The sequence below is a fragment of the Flavobacterium sp. AK-301 genome, assembly GCF_058310215.1.
The window spans coordinates 146,660-162,358 of sequence record NZ_JBZEES010000001.1; the positions used below are offsets into that span (position 1 = coordinate 146,660).

13 protein-coding genes are annotated in these 15,699 nt (G+C 35.0%); 11 read left to right on the forward strand and 2 right to left on the reverse strand.

The genetic code is table 11. The features are described 5' to 3' along the window. Nucleotides 1-9: 9 nt before the first annotated feature. Entirely contained in the window at nucleotides 10-1,368 is a 1,359-nt protein-coding gene (locus tag AC4FQX_RS00655; protein WP_491165729.1) for a TolC family protein, read from the reverse strand. A gap of 1,015 nt (nucleotides 1,369-2,383) precedes the next feature. Further along, on the reverse strand, nucleotides 2,384-3,658 hold the full coding sequence (gene glyA, locus AC4FQX_RS00660; RefSeq protein ID WP_491165730.1) for a serine hydroxymethyltransferase: 1,275 nt from the start codon (nucleotides 3,656-3,658) through the stop codon (nucleotides 2,384-2,386). A 111-nt stretch (nucleotides 3,659-3,769) separates the two neighbouring features. On the opposite strand from glyA, the gene fahA reads away from it, so the two are divergent. From fahA to argH, 11 genes are all read left to right on the forward strand, one after another. Continuing rightward, on the forward strand, nucleotides 3,770-5,053 hold the full coding sequence (gene fahA / locus AC4FQX_RS00665) for a fumarylacetoacetase (RefSeq protein WP_491165731.1): 1,284 nt from the start codon (nucleotides 3,770-3,772) through the stop codon (nucleotides 5,051-5,053). 69 nt (nucleotides 5,054-5,122) lie between these two features. Further along, nucleotides 5,123-6,307 carry a hypothetical protein gene (locus AC4FQX_RS00670; protein ID WP_491165732.1) on the forward strand — a complete coding sequence of 395 codons (1,185 nt, stop codon included), beginning with the start codon at nucleotides 5,123-5,125 and terminating at the stop codon, nucleotides 6,305-6,307. A gap of 681 nt (nucleotides 6,308-6,988) precedes the next feature. Further along, nucleotides 6,989-7,660 (forward strand): GNAT family N-acetyltransferase, encoded by a 672-nt coding sequence (locus AC4FQX_RS00675; protein WP_491165733.1) that lies wholly within the window; start codon nucleotides 6,989-6,991, stop codon nucleotides 7,658-7,660. 4 nt (nucleotides 7,661-7,664) lie between these two features. Continuing rightward, entirely contained in the window at nucleotides 7,665-8,858 is a 1,194-nt protein-coding gene (locus AC4FQX_RS00680) for an argininosuccinate synthase domain-containing protein (RefSeq protein WP_491165734.1), read from the forward strand. Next, entirely contained in the window at nucleotides 8,851-9,828 is a 978-nt protein-coding gene (gene argC / locus AC4FQX_RS00685; RefSeq protein WP_491165735.1) for an N-acetyl-gamma-glutamyl-phosphate reductase, read from the forward strand. Before AC4FQX_RS00680 ends, argC begins: the two co-directional genes overlap by 8 nt. Before the next feature lie 186 nt (nucleotides 9,829-10,014). Next, nucleotides 10,015-11,148, forward strand: coding sequence for an aspartate aminotransferase family protein (locus AC4FQX_RS00690; RefSeq protein ID WP_491165736.1), 1,134 nt, complete (start codon nucleotides 10,015-10,017; stop codon nucleotides 11,146-11,148). A gap of 61 nt (nucleotides 11,149-11,209) precedes the next feature. Further along, the gene (locus AC4FQX_RS00695; protein WP_491165737.1) at nucleotides 11,210-11,374 is read left to right on the forward strand and encodes a hypothetical protein; all 165 of its coding nucleotides are present in this window, start codon (nucleotides 11,210-11,212) and stop codon (nucleotides 11,372-11,374) included. Nucleotides 11,375-11,438: 64 nt separating this feature from the next. Beyond that, nucleotides 11,439-12,389 (forward strand): N-acetylornithine carbamoyltransferase, encoded by a 951-nt coding sequence (locus tag AC4FQX_RS00700; RefSeq protein WP_491165738.1) that lies wholly within the window; start codon nucleotides 11,439-11,441, stop codon nucleotides 12,387-12,389. After that, entirely contained in the window at nucleotides 12,379-13,164 is a 786-nt protein-coding gene (gene argB / locus AC4FQX_RS00705; protein WP_491165739.1) for an acetylglutamate kinase, read from the forward strand. The genes AC4FQX_RS00700 and argB overlap by 11 nt, the downstream gene beginning before the upstream one ends. Continuing rightward, a complete protein-coding gene (locus AC4FQX_RS00710; protein WP_491165740.1) occupies nucleotides 13,161-14,228 on the forward strand; it encodes a M20 family metallo-hydrolase in 1,068 nt (355 codons plus the stop codon). Before argB ends, AC4FQX_RS00710 begins: the two co-directional genes overlap by 4 nt. A gap of 120 nt (nucleotides 14,229-14,348) precedes the next feature. Then, nucleotides 14,349-15,629: an argininosuccinate lyase gene (gene argH, locus AC4FQX_RS00715; RefSeq protein ID WP_491165741.1), complete on the forward strand. Its 1,281-nt coding sequence runs from the start codon at nucleotides 14,349-14,351 to the stop codon at nucleotides 15,627-15,629. Nucleotides 15,630-15,699: the final 70 nt, after the last annotated feature.

Here is a 15,699-nt window from a genome sequence, read left to right on the forward strand (position 1 = left end):
TTTATAAAATTAATTTAAAAGATGTTTTAAGTTTCCCCGAGATTTCATTAGCTGAATTTCCGCCAGTCTATATTCTAATAATGCTGTTGTATAATTATTCTGCGCTTCTATAAAAGCGTTTTCAGAATCCAATAAATCCGTTAAAGAAACCAGTCCGTTATAATAATTATTTTTTGTACTTTCCAGAACACTCTTTGCCAGTTGCATATTTTCTTTTTGGTTACGAATAATAATTATACTATTATCAATCTGCTTTTGTGCGTTTTTCAGAGCCATACTTAAAGACAATTTCGTGTCTTTTAAATCCTGTTCTATTATTTTCAGATCAATATTTGCCTGCTTCACCTTAGCTCTGGTACCCAATCCGGAAAATATTGGTATTCTCAAATTCAATCCTACTGATGCAAAATCTGACCAGTTTACTTTTTCCTCTCCTTCTTCCTCCTTCTTTCCTAATGCAATTTCATTTCCGGAACCCTGATAAGTATAATTTGCATTTAATGAAAGTGTTGGATAGTGACTTGCCTGAGCTGTTTTCTTTTGATATTTTAATACCTGTTTCTGTTTTTGTAATAATTGATATTCTAAACGCTGTGTCAGATCAATTTCTTCCAGCACCAATTTTGGAGTTACCTCAAACTCCTTCTTTGAAACTGTAATTGGAGTATTAATTTCCATACCCATATAAAACTTCAGAATATTTTCCTGTAATTCTACCGCATTAATTAACTGTAATTTTTGAGCATTAATATTAAATAATTTCACCTTGATCCTGTCTAAATCAATTTTTCTGGCCAATCCGCTTTTATACCGCCCTTCAATAACCTTCTTAATTTTGTCTGTATTTTCATAACTATTATCAATTACTGCTAATTTTTGTTCATTAATAAACAACTGATAATAATTATTCGCAACATGTTCAATTACCTGATCATCTGTTAACTCCGCTTTTACTTTATAAAATTCCTTCAACGATTTTGCTGTACGTATACCAGAAAGAACAGACTGATTAAAAATGGTCTGGATAAAAGACGCCCCTCCATAAGACACCCATTTTTGCCCAAAAGGAACATAAACAGTCATTCCGGGTTGCCCGAAAAACTCTCCGGGAAAAGCATTCTGCTGAAGAATCGGATTATAATTTACCCCACCCTCCAAAATGATATGCGGCAGAATAGCTGAACGTAGCTCTCTAACTTTATATTTCTCTTTTTCTATCTGTAGTTCTGCTTTCTGTACATCCGTCTTATTCTCTAAAGCAAAAGTCAAAGCCTCTTTTAACGTTAAAGCTTTCTTTTGAGCTTGTACTTGTATTGAAAAATTAAAAATCAGAATACCGCTTATTAAGCTAATATTAGAATAACCCATAACATAAAATATTTAAAATTATCTATCTATTTTACAGGATAATAAGAATGCTTCAAAATCACATACAAGAACTTATATATCCCATTTTCATTAAAAATTTACTTATCTTTAAAATTGACCCATTTATATACCATATAAGGATAAATCTATATTATTTGCTGTATTACAAAACAACAAACGTTCAGTATATTCTAACTTTTGGATAAAAAACAACTATTTCAGTTAACACAACATTAACAATTTAAAATCAGGCACAAAAACCCCTCAAGAAGATAAATATTTAAAAATCTCTTCAGCTTTGTTTCTTTGATAAAAACGAATTGAAATAAACTTTGTCTAAAATTCTAAATCAAGCTCTAACCTAGTTAAATCAAAATTTCAGGTAGAATAAATACTTTTACGATCCTTTTTCTATCCATATTCTTCAAAAAGATCATTTATTAAATCAATAGTCTAATATATTACTAAAATATAATATATTTACTGAATATATCATAACATTTGCAAATGTAATAAAAAAAATATTTTTTCTGTTATCATTGTGGAATAAATTTATAAAAAGAAAAAAACATAATATATAACAACATAATAACATAAAATAATTAGTAATAAAATATTTTCATAAAAATAAATAACTAATAACTAATCTTATAATTATAACAATTATCTATTTTATTTATTAAAATAAAATAAAATAGATAATAACAAATAATAACGAAAAAAATATAAAGCATAGAATAGTAATTCTGACTATTATAATTGCTAAATATGCATTTTAAACTATTTTAATCAACCGGACCTGCAATCAGAAGTCCATTTCTTTTCACGTAAGTCCTTCTTGTTTTACTAATAAAACACTATCTATATATCTTTAGCAACCATCATATTGATGATAAGTATTTTATTTCAACCTCTAAAAAAAGAACATAAAAAAAGGCATCTATTTTTCATAGTGCCTCTTTTTAAAAAATTTTAAGAAAGAAAAAATAATTAACTCTAATCCATTTTCTTTTATTTAGTAAACAAAAATAGCACGATTTGCCATCATTTCATTTACTTCATCTGCTACTTCCTCAATAACGTCTTCATTAGTATGATTCATTATTACTCGATCAATTAAAGCTACAATAGTTTCCATATCTGCTTCCATCAAACCACGAGTTGTGATTGCAGCAGTACCGATACGAATTCCAGAAGTTACAAATGGTGATTTATCATCAAAAGGAACCATGTTTTTATTTACAGTGATCTCTGCTTTTACCAAAGCATTTTCAGCCTCTTTACCGGAGATATTTTTATTTCTGAGATCAATTAACATCATATGATTATCTGTCCCTCCTGAAATAATTTTATAACCTCTTTTTACAAAGGCCTCTGCCATTGCTTTTGCGTTTTTTTGTAATTGCCTTGCATAAACAAAGAACTCATCTGATAAAGCTTCACCAAAAGCAATTGCCTTAGCAGCAATAATATGTTCTAACGGTCCTCCTTGATTTCCAGGAAATACAGCACCATCAATTAAAGAAGACATCATTCTTAATTCTCCTTTTGGAGTTTTAATACCAAATGGATTTTCAAAATCTTTACCAATTAAAATTAAACCTCCTCTTGGCCCTCTTAATGTTTTATGCGTTGTTGTAGTTACAATATGACAATGAGGAATTGGATCGTTCATTAATCCTTTTGCAATCAGACCTGCCGGATGAGAAATATCAGCCATTAAAATAGCACCAACACTATCTGCAATTGCTCTGAAACGCTCAAAATCCATATCACGGGAATATGCCGAAGCTCCTGCAATAATTAATTTTGGTTGCTCCTTAGTAGCAATTTCCTGTATTTTATCATAGTTGAGCCTTCCTGTTTCTTCTTCTACACCATAAAATACAGGTGTATACAATCTTCCTGAAAAGTTTACTGGTGAACCATGTGTTAAATGTCCTCCGTGTGACAGATCAAATCCAAGAATTTTATCTCCGGGTTTCAAACAGGCGTGATAAACAGCCGTATTTGCCTGAGAGCCTGAATGCGGCTGCACATTAGCATATTCAGCACCAAACAAAGCTTTTGCTCTGTCAATAGCTATCTGCTCAATAACATCTACTACCTCACAGCCTCCGTAATATCTCTTTCCGGGATATCCCTCAGCATATTTGTTAGTTAAAACCGAACCTGCGGCTTCCATCACCTGATCGCTTACAAAGTTTTCTGAAGCGATTAGTTCTAATCCGTGAATTTGTCTATCTTGTTCCTCAAGAATCAAGTCAAAAATTTGTTCGTCGCGTTGCATTTTGATAATTTTTCGTTAAATTAAATCCAAAAATACGAAAATGGTTTGGTAAAATAATGGATAATGATATATTTGATAACTTAAATTTTAACAACTAAACAAAAAACAGCTATGCCAATTACAGCTAATGACCCCGATAGGAAATCTTGGTTAGACATTCCTGAAAACAGCGATTTTCCAATACAGAATATTCCGTTTGGTGTCTTTATAACCAAAGATGATGTCGTTACAACCGGCACAAGAATTGGCGATTATGCAATTGACTTGGGAGCATTACAGCAAATGGGCTATTTTGAAGGTATTGAACTAACCGATGATATGTTTATGCAGGACACTCTGAATGATTTTATTTCAGATGGTCAGAAAACATGGCGCTTGGTCAGAAACCGTATTGCAGATATTTTTGACTCCAAAAACAGTCTTTTAAGAGACAATACAAAACATAGAGATTTTGCAATCTTCAGAATAGAAGATGTAGAAATGCAGTTACCGGTATTAATTGGTGATTATACTGATTTTTATTCCAGTAAAGAACATGCAACTAATGTAGGGAAAATGTTTCGGGATCCGGAAAATGCCTTATTACCCAACTGGCTTCATCTTCCCGTTGCCTATCACGGAAGATCCTCTACAATTATTCCTTCCGGAATACCAATATACAGACCACAAGGACAAACCTTACCACATGGTGAGACCAGCCCTGTTTTTGGTCCATCAAAATTAATCGATTTTGAACTCGAAATGGCATTTATCACAACAGATGCTAATGCTATGGGAGAACCAATTCCGGTAGAAGAAGCAGAAAATTATATTTTTGGAATGGTACTTCTCAATGACTGGAGCGCCCGTGATATACAAAAATGGGAATATGTCCCTCTTGGTCCATTCTTAGCAAAGAACTTTGCTTCTTCCATTTCACCATGGATCGTAACACTGGATGCTTTAGAACCTTTCAGAGTTAAAAATCTAAAACAAGAACCTAAGCCCCTGCCTTATCTTCATTCAGAAAAAGATTATACTTTTGACATTAAACTACAAGTGGCAGTACAACCGGAAAACACAGAGGCTACCGTTGTTTCTAATTCTAACTTCAAATATTTATATTGGACCATGAACCAACAGTTAGCACATCATACTATAAACGGATGTCGCGTTAATTCCGGCGATCTGATGGGTTCAGGGACTATTTCAGGTTCCACTCCGGATTCGTTTGGCTCTATGCTGGAGCTAACATGGGGAGGTAAAAACCCAATTAAAATGAAAGACGGAACAGAACGAAAATTTATTAATGACGGAGATACCGTAATTATAACCGGATATTGTAATAATAATAAAATACGGTTAGGTTTTGGAGAAGTTTCCAGTAAACTCTTACCAAAATTCACTAAAAAATAAACCTAAAGTGCTGTATGGCACTTTTTTGTATTCTATTTTTATCTTACATTTACCAAAAATTTTCTGATTATGAAAAAAATTGCAACCCTCTTTTCTTTTTTGATTATAGTTGCTTCATGTGGCGTTAAAAGCGTACAAAACAAACTCAGTAATGGCGATTATGACGGAGCTATAACTAAATCCGTAAATAATCTGAAAAGCAGTAAAGAAAAAAAAAGCAAACAAACCTATATCTACTTACTGGAAGAAGCTTTTGCTAAAGCTGTTGAAAAAGATAAGAATACCATCGATTTTTTAAAAAGAGATGCTAATCCTTCTAATTTAGAAAAAATATACTCTACTTACGTCCAGTTAGACAGACGTCAGGAAATAATAAAACCCGTTCTTCCATTATATCTAATGAACGAAAGTAGAAATGCCATTTTCCCTTTTCAGAACTATTCCAATCAGATTATAGAAAGCAAAAAGGATCTGTCTGTTTATTTATACAATAATGCAGTTCAACTGCTCCGATCTCCTAATAAAATGGATGCCCGAAGAGCTTATGATGATCTGGTTTATTTAAATGATATTAATCGTAACTATAAAGATGTTGCCCGATTAATGGACAAAGCCCAATTCAAAGGAACCGATTTTGTTCATGTTTCTACAAAAAATGAAACAAACGTAGTTATTCCGGTAAAATTAGAAAACGACCTACTAGATTTCAGTACATACGGATTAGATGATAAATGGACGGTTTACCACAGTACTAAACAAAAAGGAACCAACTATGATTACGGTTTGATCATTAATTTCAGAGAAATTGTAATATCCCCTGAACAGATCAAAGAAAAACAATTTATAAAAGAAAAACAGGTTAAGGACGGAGAAAAAGACCTGTTAGACCGTAACGGAAAACCGGTAAGAGATAAATCCGGTAAAATCATGAAAGTAGATATTATAAAAAATGTAAAGATTAATATCTATGAATTTACACAATTTAAATCCTGTCAGGTAACCGCAAAAGTGGACTATGTGGATTACAGAACCAAACAGTTACTTCAAACATTCCCTTTATCAAGTGAATTCGTTTTCCAGCATATTTATGCTAATTATGATGGTGATAAACGTGCTGTTGAAGATAATTACTACTCTTATTTTGTAGCAAAATCAACCTTATTCCCGTCTAGTGAGCAAATGATTTACGATACAGGAGAAGATCTGAAACTAAAACTAAAAAGTATCCTTACACAAAATAAATTCAGAAGATAATAAATATAGTCCAAAAGTCTAAAGGATTTACGATATACTATATTTTCATATACCTTTATCCTAACAGGTTTTAAAAACCTGTTAGGTATAATTTGATAATAAAATAGTCAAAAGTCTGAAAGGATTTACGATATAACTACCCCTCCACGAGGGGTCCCAAAGGGCGGGTCATTTCCGGATTTATAATAAAACTGAAAGCTATTCATTATCAGTCGGTTCTCACGTTTTACTTTTTACAAATAACATTTTACAAAGCTATCAACTGTTTACCAATAGCCATTAAAAAAATTAAAAAAAAATTAAGTTTTTAAGTGGTGTATTATAAATTATTATATATTTGCACTATGAATAACAACAAGTTATATACAACTTCTCCCATACGGACAACTAGCCCCGCTACTTTGCGGGTTGTGCGGTCGCTATAATTATAGTACCACAACGCACAATAGTTAGTTATTAGTCTGTTTATTCATATTTTACTTTTTACATTTTGGAAATATCAAATTATCTTTTAGGATCATTATATTCTTCTGAAAATCTATCTAAAATTTCAATTTTAGTATTTTTTATACCCACCATTACGCGGCATTAGTGGTCTGGGAGCAGGTTTTTCCTGACTTCTCCTTTGCGTAAATGTTTTTTATATCCTTTTTTATTTAATTTAATTAATTCATTTTCGAGATGAATGTAGCCATCCTTATTGCTCAAGAAGAGCATCATAAATTTGCACAGGAAATATGTGATACTATTGAGGCATCAGCCCTTTTAAGAGGTACTGGTATTGCTAAAAGAACGCCTGAGTATGTGATTAAAAAAATGAGCAGTCAACAAGCTGTTATTGCTCTTGCAGACGGAAAATTTGCTGGATTCTGTTATATAGAAAGCTGGCAGCATGGTGAGTTTGTAGCACATTCAGGATTAATTGTACATCCTGATTACAGACATTTAGGTTTAGCAAAAAAGATTAAAACAAAAGTATTTAACTACTCTCTGGAGAAATATCCGAATGCCAAAATTTTTGGTATCACCACCGGGTTAGCAGTTATGAAAATTAATTCCGATTTAGGATATCGTCCTGTCCCGTTCTCTGAACTAACAGATGATCCTAGTTTCTGGGCAGGCTGTAAAACCTGTACCAACTACGATATCTTACAGAGAAAAGAAAATAAAATGTGTCTTTGTACAGGAATGCTTTTTGACCCAAAAGAAAAAAAGGAAGAACAACATTTTAATAAAAAAGTACTGGCAAGATTAAAAAATATCAAACAAGCACTTTTTTTAAAGAAAGAAAAATCAATTAATAACAATAACAAGCCGAAATCATTTATCAGCTTGAAATTTTTAAACCTATAAAACCATGAAAAAAGTAGTTTTGGCTTACAGTGGAGGATTAGATACCTCATATTGCCTTAAATATTTAAAGAACGAAAAAAACTTAGAAGTTTATACCATACTAATCAACACCGGTGGTTTTGATGCCGAAGAACTCGAAGCCATTGAAAAAAGAGCTTACGAACTGGGCAGTAAACAACATCTTAATTTGGATATTGTAGACCATTACTATGATAAAGCCATTAAATACCTGATCTTCGGTAATGTTTTAAAAAACAATACCTATCCCCTTTCCGTTAGTGCCGAAAGAGTATTTCAGGCTATTGAAACTGTAAAATATGCTAAAAAAATTGGAGCCGATTATATCGCTCACGGCAGTACAGGAGCCGGTAATGACCAAATTCGTTTTGACCTGATCTTCCAGACTATTGCTCCGGAAATTGAGATCATTACTCCAATCAGAGACCTGAAATTATCAAGACAAGAAGAAGTAGCCTATCTACAGCAAAACGGAGTAAGCTATTCCTGGGAAAAAGCGCAGTATTCTATCAATAAAGGAATCTGGGGAACAAGCGTAGGCGGAAAAGAAACCTTAACTTCAAATCTGCCACTTCCGGAAGAAGCCTACCCTACTCAATTATCACAAAAAGAAGCTCAAAAAGTAACCTTACATTTTGAAAAAGGAGAATTAACCGGGATCAACGATCAAAAAGGAACCCCTGCACAAAATATTATAGCACTTGAAAAACTGGCAAGCAGTTACGCTATTGGCAGAGATATTCATGTAGGAGATACCATTATCGGAATCAAAGGAAGAGTTGGCTTCGAAGCAGCTGCCCCTATCATCATTATTAAAGCGCACCATTTACTGGAAAAACATGTATTAAGTAAATGGCAACAGTACTGGAAAGAACAACTGGGGAACTGGTACGGAATGCTGTTCCATGAAGGTCAGTTCTTAGACCCTGTCATGAGAAATATTGAAACGTTCTTAACAGACACACAACACACCGTTACAGGTACGGTTACCGTTACGCTAAAACCATATCATTTCTCACTAGACGGAATTACCTCAGCACATGACCTGATGAATACCTCATTTGGTCAGTATGGCGAAATGAATAATGCATGGACCTCTGATGATGCAAAAGGATTCATTAAAATATTAGGAAACGCTCAGACTATCTATTCATCCGTAAACCCCGTTAGCTATGATTAAAGTCGGAATAATTGGTGGTTCAGGATATACTGCCGGTGAATTAATCAGAATATTAATGCACCACAGCAAAATAACAATAGATTTTATATTCAGTACAACTAACGCAGGCAAACCCATTGCTTCCGTTCATCAGGACGTACTAGGTGATCTGGAAATGGATTTTACAGATCATATCAATCCGGATGTAAACGTAGTATTCCTGTGTTTAGGTCATGGAAAATCTAAAAATTTCCTTTCAGAAAATAAATTTGCAGCACATACCCGAATCATCGATTTAAGCAATGATTTCAGACTAAAGAACGATGCAATATTTGATGGAAAAACATTTGTTTACGGTCTGCCGGAATTAAACAAAACAGCCATTCAGACGGCGCAGTATATCGCTAATCCGGGATGTTTTGCTACTGCAATTCAACTCGCATTACTACCTTTAGCAAATGAAAAATGGCTTACTGAATCCGTTCATATTAATGCCGTTACCGGAAGTACCGGCGCAGGTGTACAACCTGTAGCAACGACACATCACAGCTGGAGAGCTAATAATATATCACACTATAAAGCCTTTGAACATCAGCACCTTGGCGAAATAAACGAAAGTGTACATCAATTACAGAATAACTATACTGATGAATTGCTTTTCATACCGAACAGAGGCGATTTTCCAAGAGGAATATTCGCTACTTTATACACTAAGATCGATCAGCCGTTCGAAACGATAGTGGCACAATATAAAAAGTATTATCAAGACCACCCTTTTACAACCGTAACCACATCCGATATTAACCTGAAACAAGTAGTGCAAACTAACAAATGTATTATTAGTCTGATGAAAAAAGGGCACTATCTGTTAGTAACCTCCGTGATTGATAATCTAATCAAAGGAGCTTCCGGACAGGCAATCCAGAACATGAATTTGATGTTTGGCTTAGATGAAAAAGAAGGCTTACAATTAAAACCTAGTGGGTTCTGATATTTTAGTATTGAGATATTAGTATTGAGAATTGAGATGTAAAACCGATTTAATAATTATAATATGAATTTCTGCGAAATTCATTTGACATAAAACAAAATAAATTAATGAAATCAATCCATTTAGATTATATCCTCTTTGGAAACAGTCTAACAAAGGGATGATATCAATCTAAAAAATAAAAAAATGAATTTATTCGACGTATATCCAATATATAATATTACTCCTGTAAAAGCTTTAGGAGCAACCGTTTGGGATGATAAAGAACAACAGTATCTTGACTTTTACGGAGGTCACGGTGTAATTTCCATAGGACATTCCCATCCGGAATATGTAAAAACACTTACTGAACAACTGAATAAAATTGGCTTCTACTCCAATTCTATTCAGAACCCGTTACAGGAAGCATTCGCAGAACAACTAACGAAGTTCTCAGGCTATCCGGATTATACCCTTTTTCTTTGTAATTCAGGAGCAGAAGCCAATGAAAACGCCCTGAAACTAGCCTCTTTCCATACGAAAAAAGCAAAAGTAATCAGCTTTAAGAAAAGCTTTCACGGTCGTACTTCAGCAGCAGTAGCAGTAACGGATAATCCGTCTATTGTAGCTCCAATTAATGCGAATCATCCTGTAGTATTTTTACCTTTAAACGATATTGAAGCGGTTACTGCCGAAATCAAAAAAGGAGATATTTGTGCTGTCATTATAGAAGGTATACAAGGCGTTGGAGGATTAGACCAGGGAACAACTGAATTCTTTCAGGCACTGGAAAAAGTATGCAAGGAAAATGGTGTTATCTTAATTCTCGATGAAATTCAGAGCGGTTACGGAAGATCAGGCAAATTCTTTGCCCATCAGCACCACAATATTAAAGCCGATATTATCTCCTTAGCAAAAGGAATGGGTAACGGATTCCCTGTTGGCGGTATTCTGATCAGTCCGGAATTTAAGGCTTCACACGGTCTGTTAGGAACCACCTTTGGAGGAAACCATTTAGCCTGTGTTGCCGGATTAGCCGTTCTGGATGTTATGAAAAAAGAAAATATCATAGATAATGTAGTAGCCCAGAATGCTTATTTTGTTGAAGCAATGCAATCTATTCCCCAAATTAAAAACATAAAAGGAAGAGGATTAATGTTAGGATTAGAATTTGATTTTGAAGTGGCAGAATTACGTAAAAAGCTGATCTGTGACCAGTTTATTTTTACAGGAAGTGCTTCCCAAAAGAATCTGTTGAGAATTCTTCCCCCGTTAAACATTACCAATAAAGACATTGATACCTTTACAAAAGGACTTCAGGAAGCCTTAAAATCAATTTGAAAATGATTGTAATACCGATGGTTTCCTTTGGAAACATTTGATTATTAAAATGTCGGTAGAAATGCATTTTAATACGTTTGACATAACAGTCATGCCACAAGTTGCGAAAGGGATAGCAGCGGTATCCTTTTTTGGCTTTTGGAAAGTTCCTTTTATTGGAATGGTACTACCAAAAAAGATAAAGCGAATAGCCCGACCTGCTTTTTTGCAGGTTCGCCCAAATTAAACTATATTTAATAAATTAAATTATATAAGAAATATTCGTTTCTATATAAAAACAGATTTTTAAGATGAAAAAATTCACTTCTGTAGATGATATCACCAATTTAGATGAACTGATACTATCTGCTAAAAAAATAAAAGCAGACCCTTATAAAAACCCCGATTTGGGAAAAAATAAAACCATTGGTTTATTATTTTTCAATCCCAGTTTAAGAACCAGACTAAGTACGCAAAAAGCAGCCTCTAATCTGGGAATGCATACCATGGTCATGAACCTGAATACCGAAGGATGGAGTCTGGAGTTTGAAGACGGTGTGGTAATGGACGGTAACAAAACAGAACATATCAAAGAAGCTGCTCAGGTAATTTCTCAATATTGTGATATTATTGCTATTAGAAGTTTCCCTACTCTGACCGATAAAGAAAAGGACGAAGAAGAACAAGTAATCAACTCCTTTGTAAAATATGCTTCCGTTCCGGTTATCAGTCTGGAAGGTGCTACAGAACATCCTTTACAGGCGGTTGCAGATGCGCTGACCATAGAAGAACACAAAACAACAAAGAGACCTAAAGTCGTTCTGACCTGGGCGCCTCATCCAAAGGCTCTGCCACATGCTGTTCCCAATTCTTTTGTAAAAGTAATGCAGTTGGCAGACGTTGATTTAGTAATTACTCATCCAAAAGGATACGAATTAAATCCAAAAGTTACAAAAGATACCGTTATTACACATAATCAGGATGAAGCCTTTAAAGATGCCGATTTTATTTATGCCAAAAACTGGAGTAATTACAACGATTATGGTAAGATTCTTTCTATGGACACCAACTGGACGGTAACTATGGAAAAAATGAAACTGACGAATAATGCTAAATTCATGCATTGTCTGCCCGTAAGAAGAAATATGATTGTTACAGACGAAGTGCTCGACAGCGCTACTTCTATTGTAATTCAGGAAGCCAATAACAGAACGTTTGCGGCACAGGCTGTATTAACCCAAATGCTGAAAAATGAAAACTAAACCGGCACTTACCCTTGTAAAAATAGGAGGAAACGTTATTGATGATGAAGCAGCATTAAAACAGTTTCTGTCTGATTTTGCTACTATTCCCGGAGCTAAAGTTTTAGTACACGGAGGTGGAAAATCAGCTACCAGAATGGCAGAAAAACTAGGTATAATTCCTCAGATGGTTGACGGCAGAAGAATTACGGATAAAAGAATGCTTGCTATTGTGGTGATGATGTATGCCGGACTGATTAATAAAGGTATTGTTGCCGACCTGCAAGCACTGAATAGCCTGTCAATGGGATTTTCGGGAGCAGACGGTAATCTGATCCAATCCGTAAAAAGACAGCACCCTTCCATTGATTTTGGCTTTGTAGGCGATGTTATTCAGGTAAATAGTCCTTTACTGGAACAACTGATCCACCAGAATATAGTTCCTGTGTTTTGTGCTATTACACATGATAAAAACGGGCAACTGCTCAACACGAATGCGGATACTATCGCAAGCGAACTGGCGGCAGCCTTAGCAACCGTATTTGACGTAAATTTAATATACTGCTTCGAAAAACCCGGTGTTCTGATGAATTCCGAAGATGACACTACTGTAATAGAAAATATTACCACTGCTGTTTATAAAGACTTAAAAGACCGACAGATTATTCATTCCGGAATGCTCCCAAAATTGGATAATTGTTTTAATGCCCTGACCAGAGGCGTTCAGAAAATAAGTATTGGTCATCACAGTTTATTACAAAACAAAAATGCCGTTTATACCACTATCAGCCTATGAAAACTATAGAAATACTTACCGATGAAGCTATTGAACTTTTAAAGAATCTTATTGCGACTCCTTCTTTTTCAAGTGAAGAGGATCAAACCGCACTTTTAATCGAAAACTGGTTTAAACAGAATAATATCCCCTTTAAAAGAGAGAATAATAATATATGGGCGTACAATCAGTTTTTTGATGACCAGAAAAAAACCGTTCTGCTCAATTCGCACCATGATACGGTAAAACCGAATCAGGGCTATACGAATGATCCTTTTGAACCGAAAACGGAAGACGGAAAACTCTTTGGACTTGGCAGTAATGATGCGGGAGGATGTTTAGTTTCTCTATTAGCCACCTTTACGTATTTCTATGCTCAGAAAGACTTGGCGCACAATCTGGTGATTGTCGCTTCCGCAGAAGAAGAAAGCAGCGGAAAAAACGGACTGAACAGCGTTTTAAAACATTTGCCGGCTATAGACTGTGCTATTGTAGGCGAACCTACTTTAATGCAACTCGCCATTGCCGAAAAGGGACTTTTAGTACTCGATGTTGTAGTTGCCGGAACGGCAAGCCATGCAGCACATCAGAATAATGATAATCCGATCTATAATGCCGTTCCGGTAATAGAATGGTTCAAAAACTATACTTTTGAAAAGGTATCAGAAGTTCTCGGTCCCGTAAAAATGACCGTTACACAGATCAATGCGGGTAAACAACATAATGTTGTCCCTGCGGAATGTCATCTGGTAGTAGACATCAGAGTGAATGACTGTTACAGTAATCAGGAAGTTCTGGCAATAGTACAAGAACATATTTCCGAAAAAGTACAGCCCCGCTCGTTGCATTTAAATGCTTCCTCCATTGCAATAACCCATCCGTTGGTACAAGCAGGAATCGAACTGGGAAGAACAACTTACGGCTCCCCTACACTGTCCGATCAGTCCGTACTGAGCTGTCAGTCGTTAAAACTAGGTCCCGGAGATACATTACGCTCCCACACCGCCAATGAATTTATTTATATTGATGAAATAAAAGAAGGGATACCGCTCTATATTACAATACTGGAGCGTTACTTGAAATAATTTGAAAATTTGAAAATGAGATGATTTGAAAATTAACATCCCTATTTTCAATGGTAAGATCTTCAAACATTTTACCTCTCACTTTTTACTTCTTACATTTAAACTTTAAACAAAACAAGCATGAAACTTTGGGAAAAAGGAATTGCAACGGATAAACAAATAGATCACTTTACAGTAGGTAATGACAGAGAACTGGATTTAGTATTAGCAAAATATGATGCCTTAGGTTCTATCGCTCATGCAAAAATGTTACATCAGATCGGCTTATTGACAAAAGAGGAAACGGATACACTAGTACTGGCTTTAGAAGAAATCGTAACCCATATTGCAAAAGGTGATTTTGTCATTGAGGATTCTTTTGAAGACGTACATTCTAAAATAGAATATCTTCTAACCGAAAAACTAGGTGATGCAGGTAAAAAGATTCATACGGCACGTTCGAGAAACGATCAGGTGTTGGTAGATGTTCATTTATATCTGAAAGACGAAGTAAAAGCTTTAAAAGAACAGGTAAAAGAACTGTTTGATCTGCTAATGCAATCGGCTGATCAATATCAGCATATATTGTTACCGGGTTATACACACCTTCAAATCGCAATGCCTTCTTCGTTTGGAATGTGGTTTTCGGCGTATGCGGAAAGTCTTATTGATGATATTACCATGCTGAATGCGGCTTTAACTGTAGTGGATCAAAATCCGTTGGGTTCCGCTGCGGGTTATGGAAGCTCCTTCCCGATCAATAGAACTTTTACGACACAAGTACTGGGTTTTGAAACCTTAAAATACAATTCCGTAGCGGCTCAGATGAGCCGTGGGAAATCGGAAAAAACGGTTGCTTTCGCAATGAGCAGCGTTGCGGGTACGCTTTCTAAATTTGCTATGGATGTTTGCCTGTATATGAGTCAGAATTTTGATTTTATTACACTTCCGTCCAACTTAACTACGGGATCAAGCATTATGCCGCATAAAAAGAATCCGGACGTGTTTGAACTGATACGTGGGAAATGTAATAAAGTACAGGCTTTACCGTACGAATTAACGTTACTAACGAATAACTTACCAAGTGGTTATCACCGTGATTTCCAACTGCTGAAAGAGGGTTTATTCCCGGCAATTCAAACATTAAAAGCCTGTCTGGATATGGCAATCTATGCCACTAAGGACATTAAGGTTAAGGAACATATACTGGACGATAAAAAATACGATTATCTATTTACGGTAGATGCGCTAAATGAATTGGTACAACAAGGAATGCCGTTCCGTGATGCTTATAAAATCATCGGCGAACAAACGGAAAAAGGTACGTTCCAATCTCCTAAACAAACGAAACATACGCATGAAGGGAGTATTAATAATCTTTGCCTAAAGGAGATTAAAGAGAAAATGAAGAGGAGTTTTTAATTGGATTGTTCGATTTTTAGAAAAACGGATAAAAGGAATCAAACTATGGTTTTAGTTTGATTCCTTTTTT

What these genes read in the sequence shown, in the direction of transcription:
- AC4FQX_RS00690 (WP_491165736.1), top strand. Translation starts at nt 10,015, where the DNA reads ATGAATTTATTCGACGTATATCCAATATATAATATTACTCCTGTAAAA.
- argB (WP_491165739.1), top strand. Translation starts at nt 12,379, where the DNA reads ATGAAAACTAAACCGGCACTTACCCTTGTAAAAATAGGAGGAAACGTT.
- glyA (WP_491165730.1), bottom strand. Translation starts at nt 3,658, where the DNA reads ATGCAACGCGACGAACAAATTTTTGACTTGATTCTTGAGGAACAAGAT.
- AC4FQX_RS00700 (WP_491165738.1), top strand. Translation starts at nt 11,439, where the DNA reads ATGAAAAAATTCACTTCTGTAGATGATATCACCAATTTAGATGAACTG.
- AC4FQX_RS00710 (WP_491165740.1), top strand. Translation starts at nt 13,161, where the DNA reads ATGAAAACTATAGAAATACTTACCGATGAAGCTATTGAACTTTTAAAG.
- AC4FQX_RS00670 (WP_491165732.1), top strand. Translation starts at nt 5,123, where the DNA reads ATGAAAAAAATTGCAACCCTCTTTTCTTTTTTGATTATAGTTGCTTCA.
- AC4FQX_RS00695 (WP_491165737.1), top strand. Translation starts at nt 11,210, where the DNA reads ATGCATTTTAATACGTTTGACATAACAGTCATGCCACAAGTTGCGAAA.
- fahA (WP_491165731.1), top strand. Translation starts at nt 3,770, where the DNA reads ATGCCAATTACAGCTAATGACCCCGATAGGAAATCTTGGTTAGACATT.
- AC4FQX_RS00680 (WP_491165734.1), top strand. Translation starts at nt 7,665, where the DNA reads ATGAAAAAAGTAGTTTTGGCTTACAGTGGAGGATTAGATACCTCATAT.
- AC4FQX_RS00655 (WP_491165729.1), bottom strand. Translation starts at nt 1,368, where the DNA reads ATGGGTTATTCTAATATTAGCTTAATAAGCGGTATTCTGATTTTTAAT.
- AC4FQX_RS00675 (WP_491165733.1), top strand. Translation starts at nt 6,989, where the DNA reads ATGAATGTAGCCATCCTTATTGCTCAAGAAGAGCATCATAAATTTGCA.
- argH (WP_491165741.1), top strand. Translation starts at nt 14,349, where the DNA reads ATGAAACTTTGGGAAAAAGGAATTGCAACGGATAAACAAATAGATCAC.
- argC (WP_491165735.1), top strand. Translation starts at nt 8,851, where the DNA reads ATGATTAAAGTCGGAATAATTGGTGGTTCAGGATATACTGCCGGTGAA.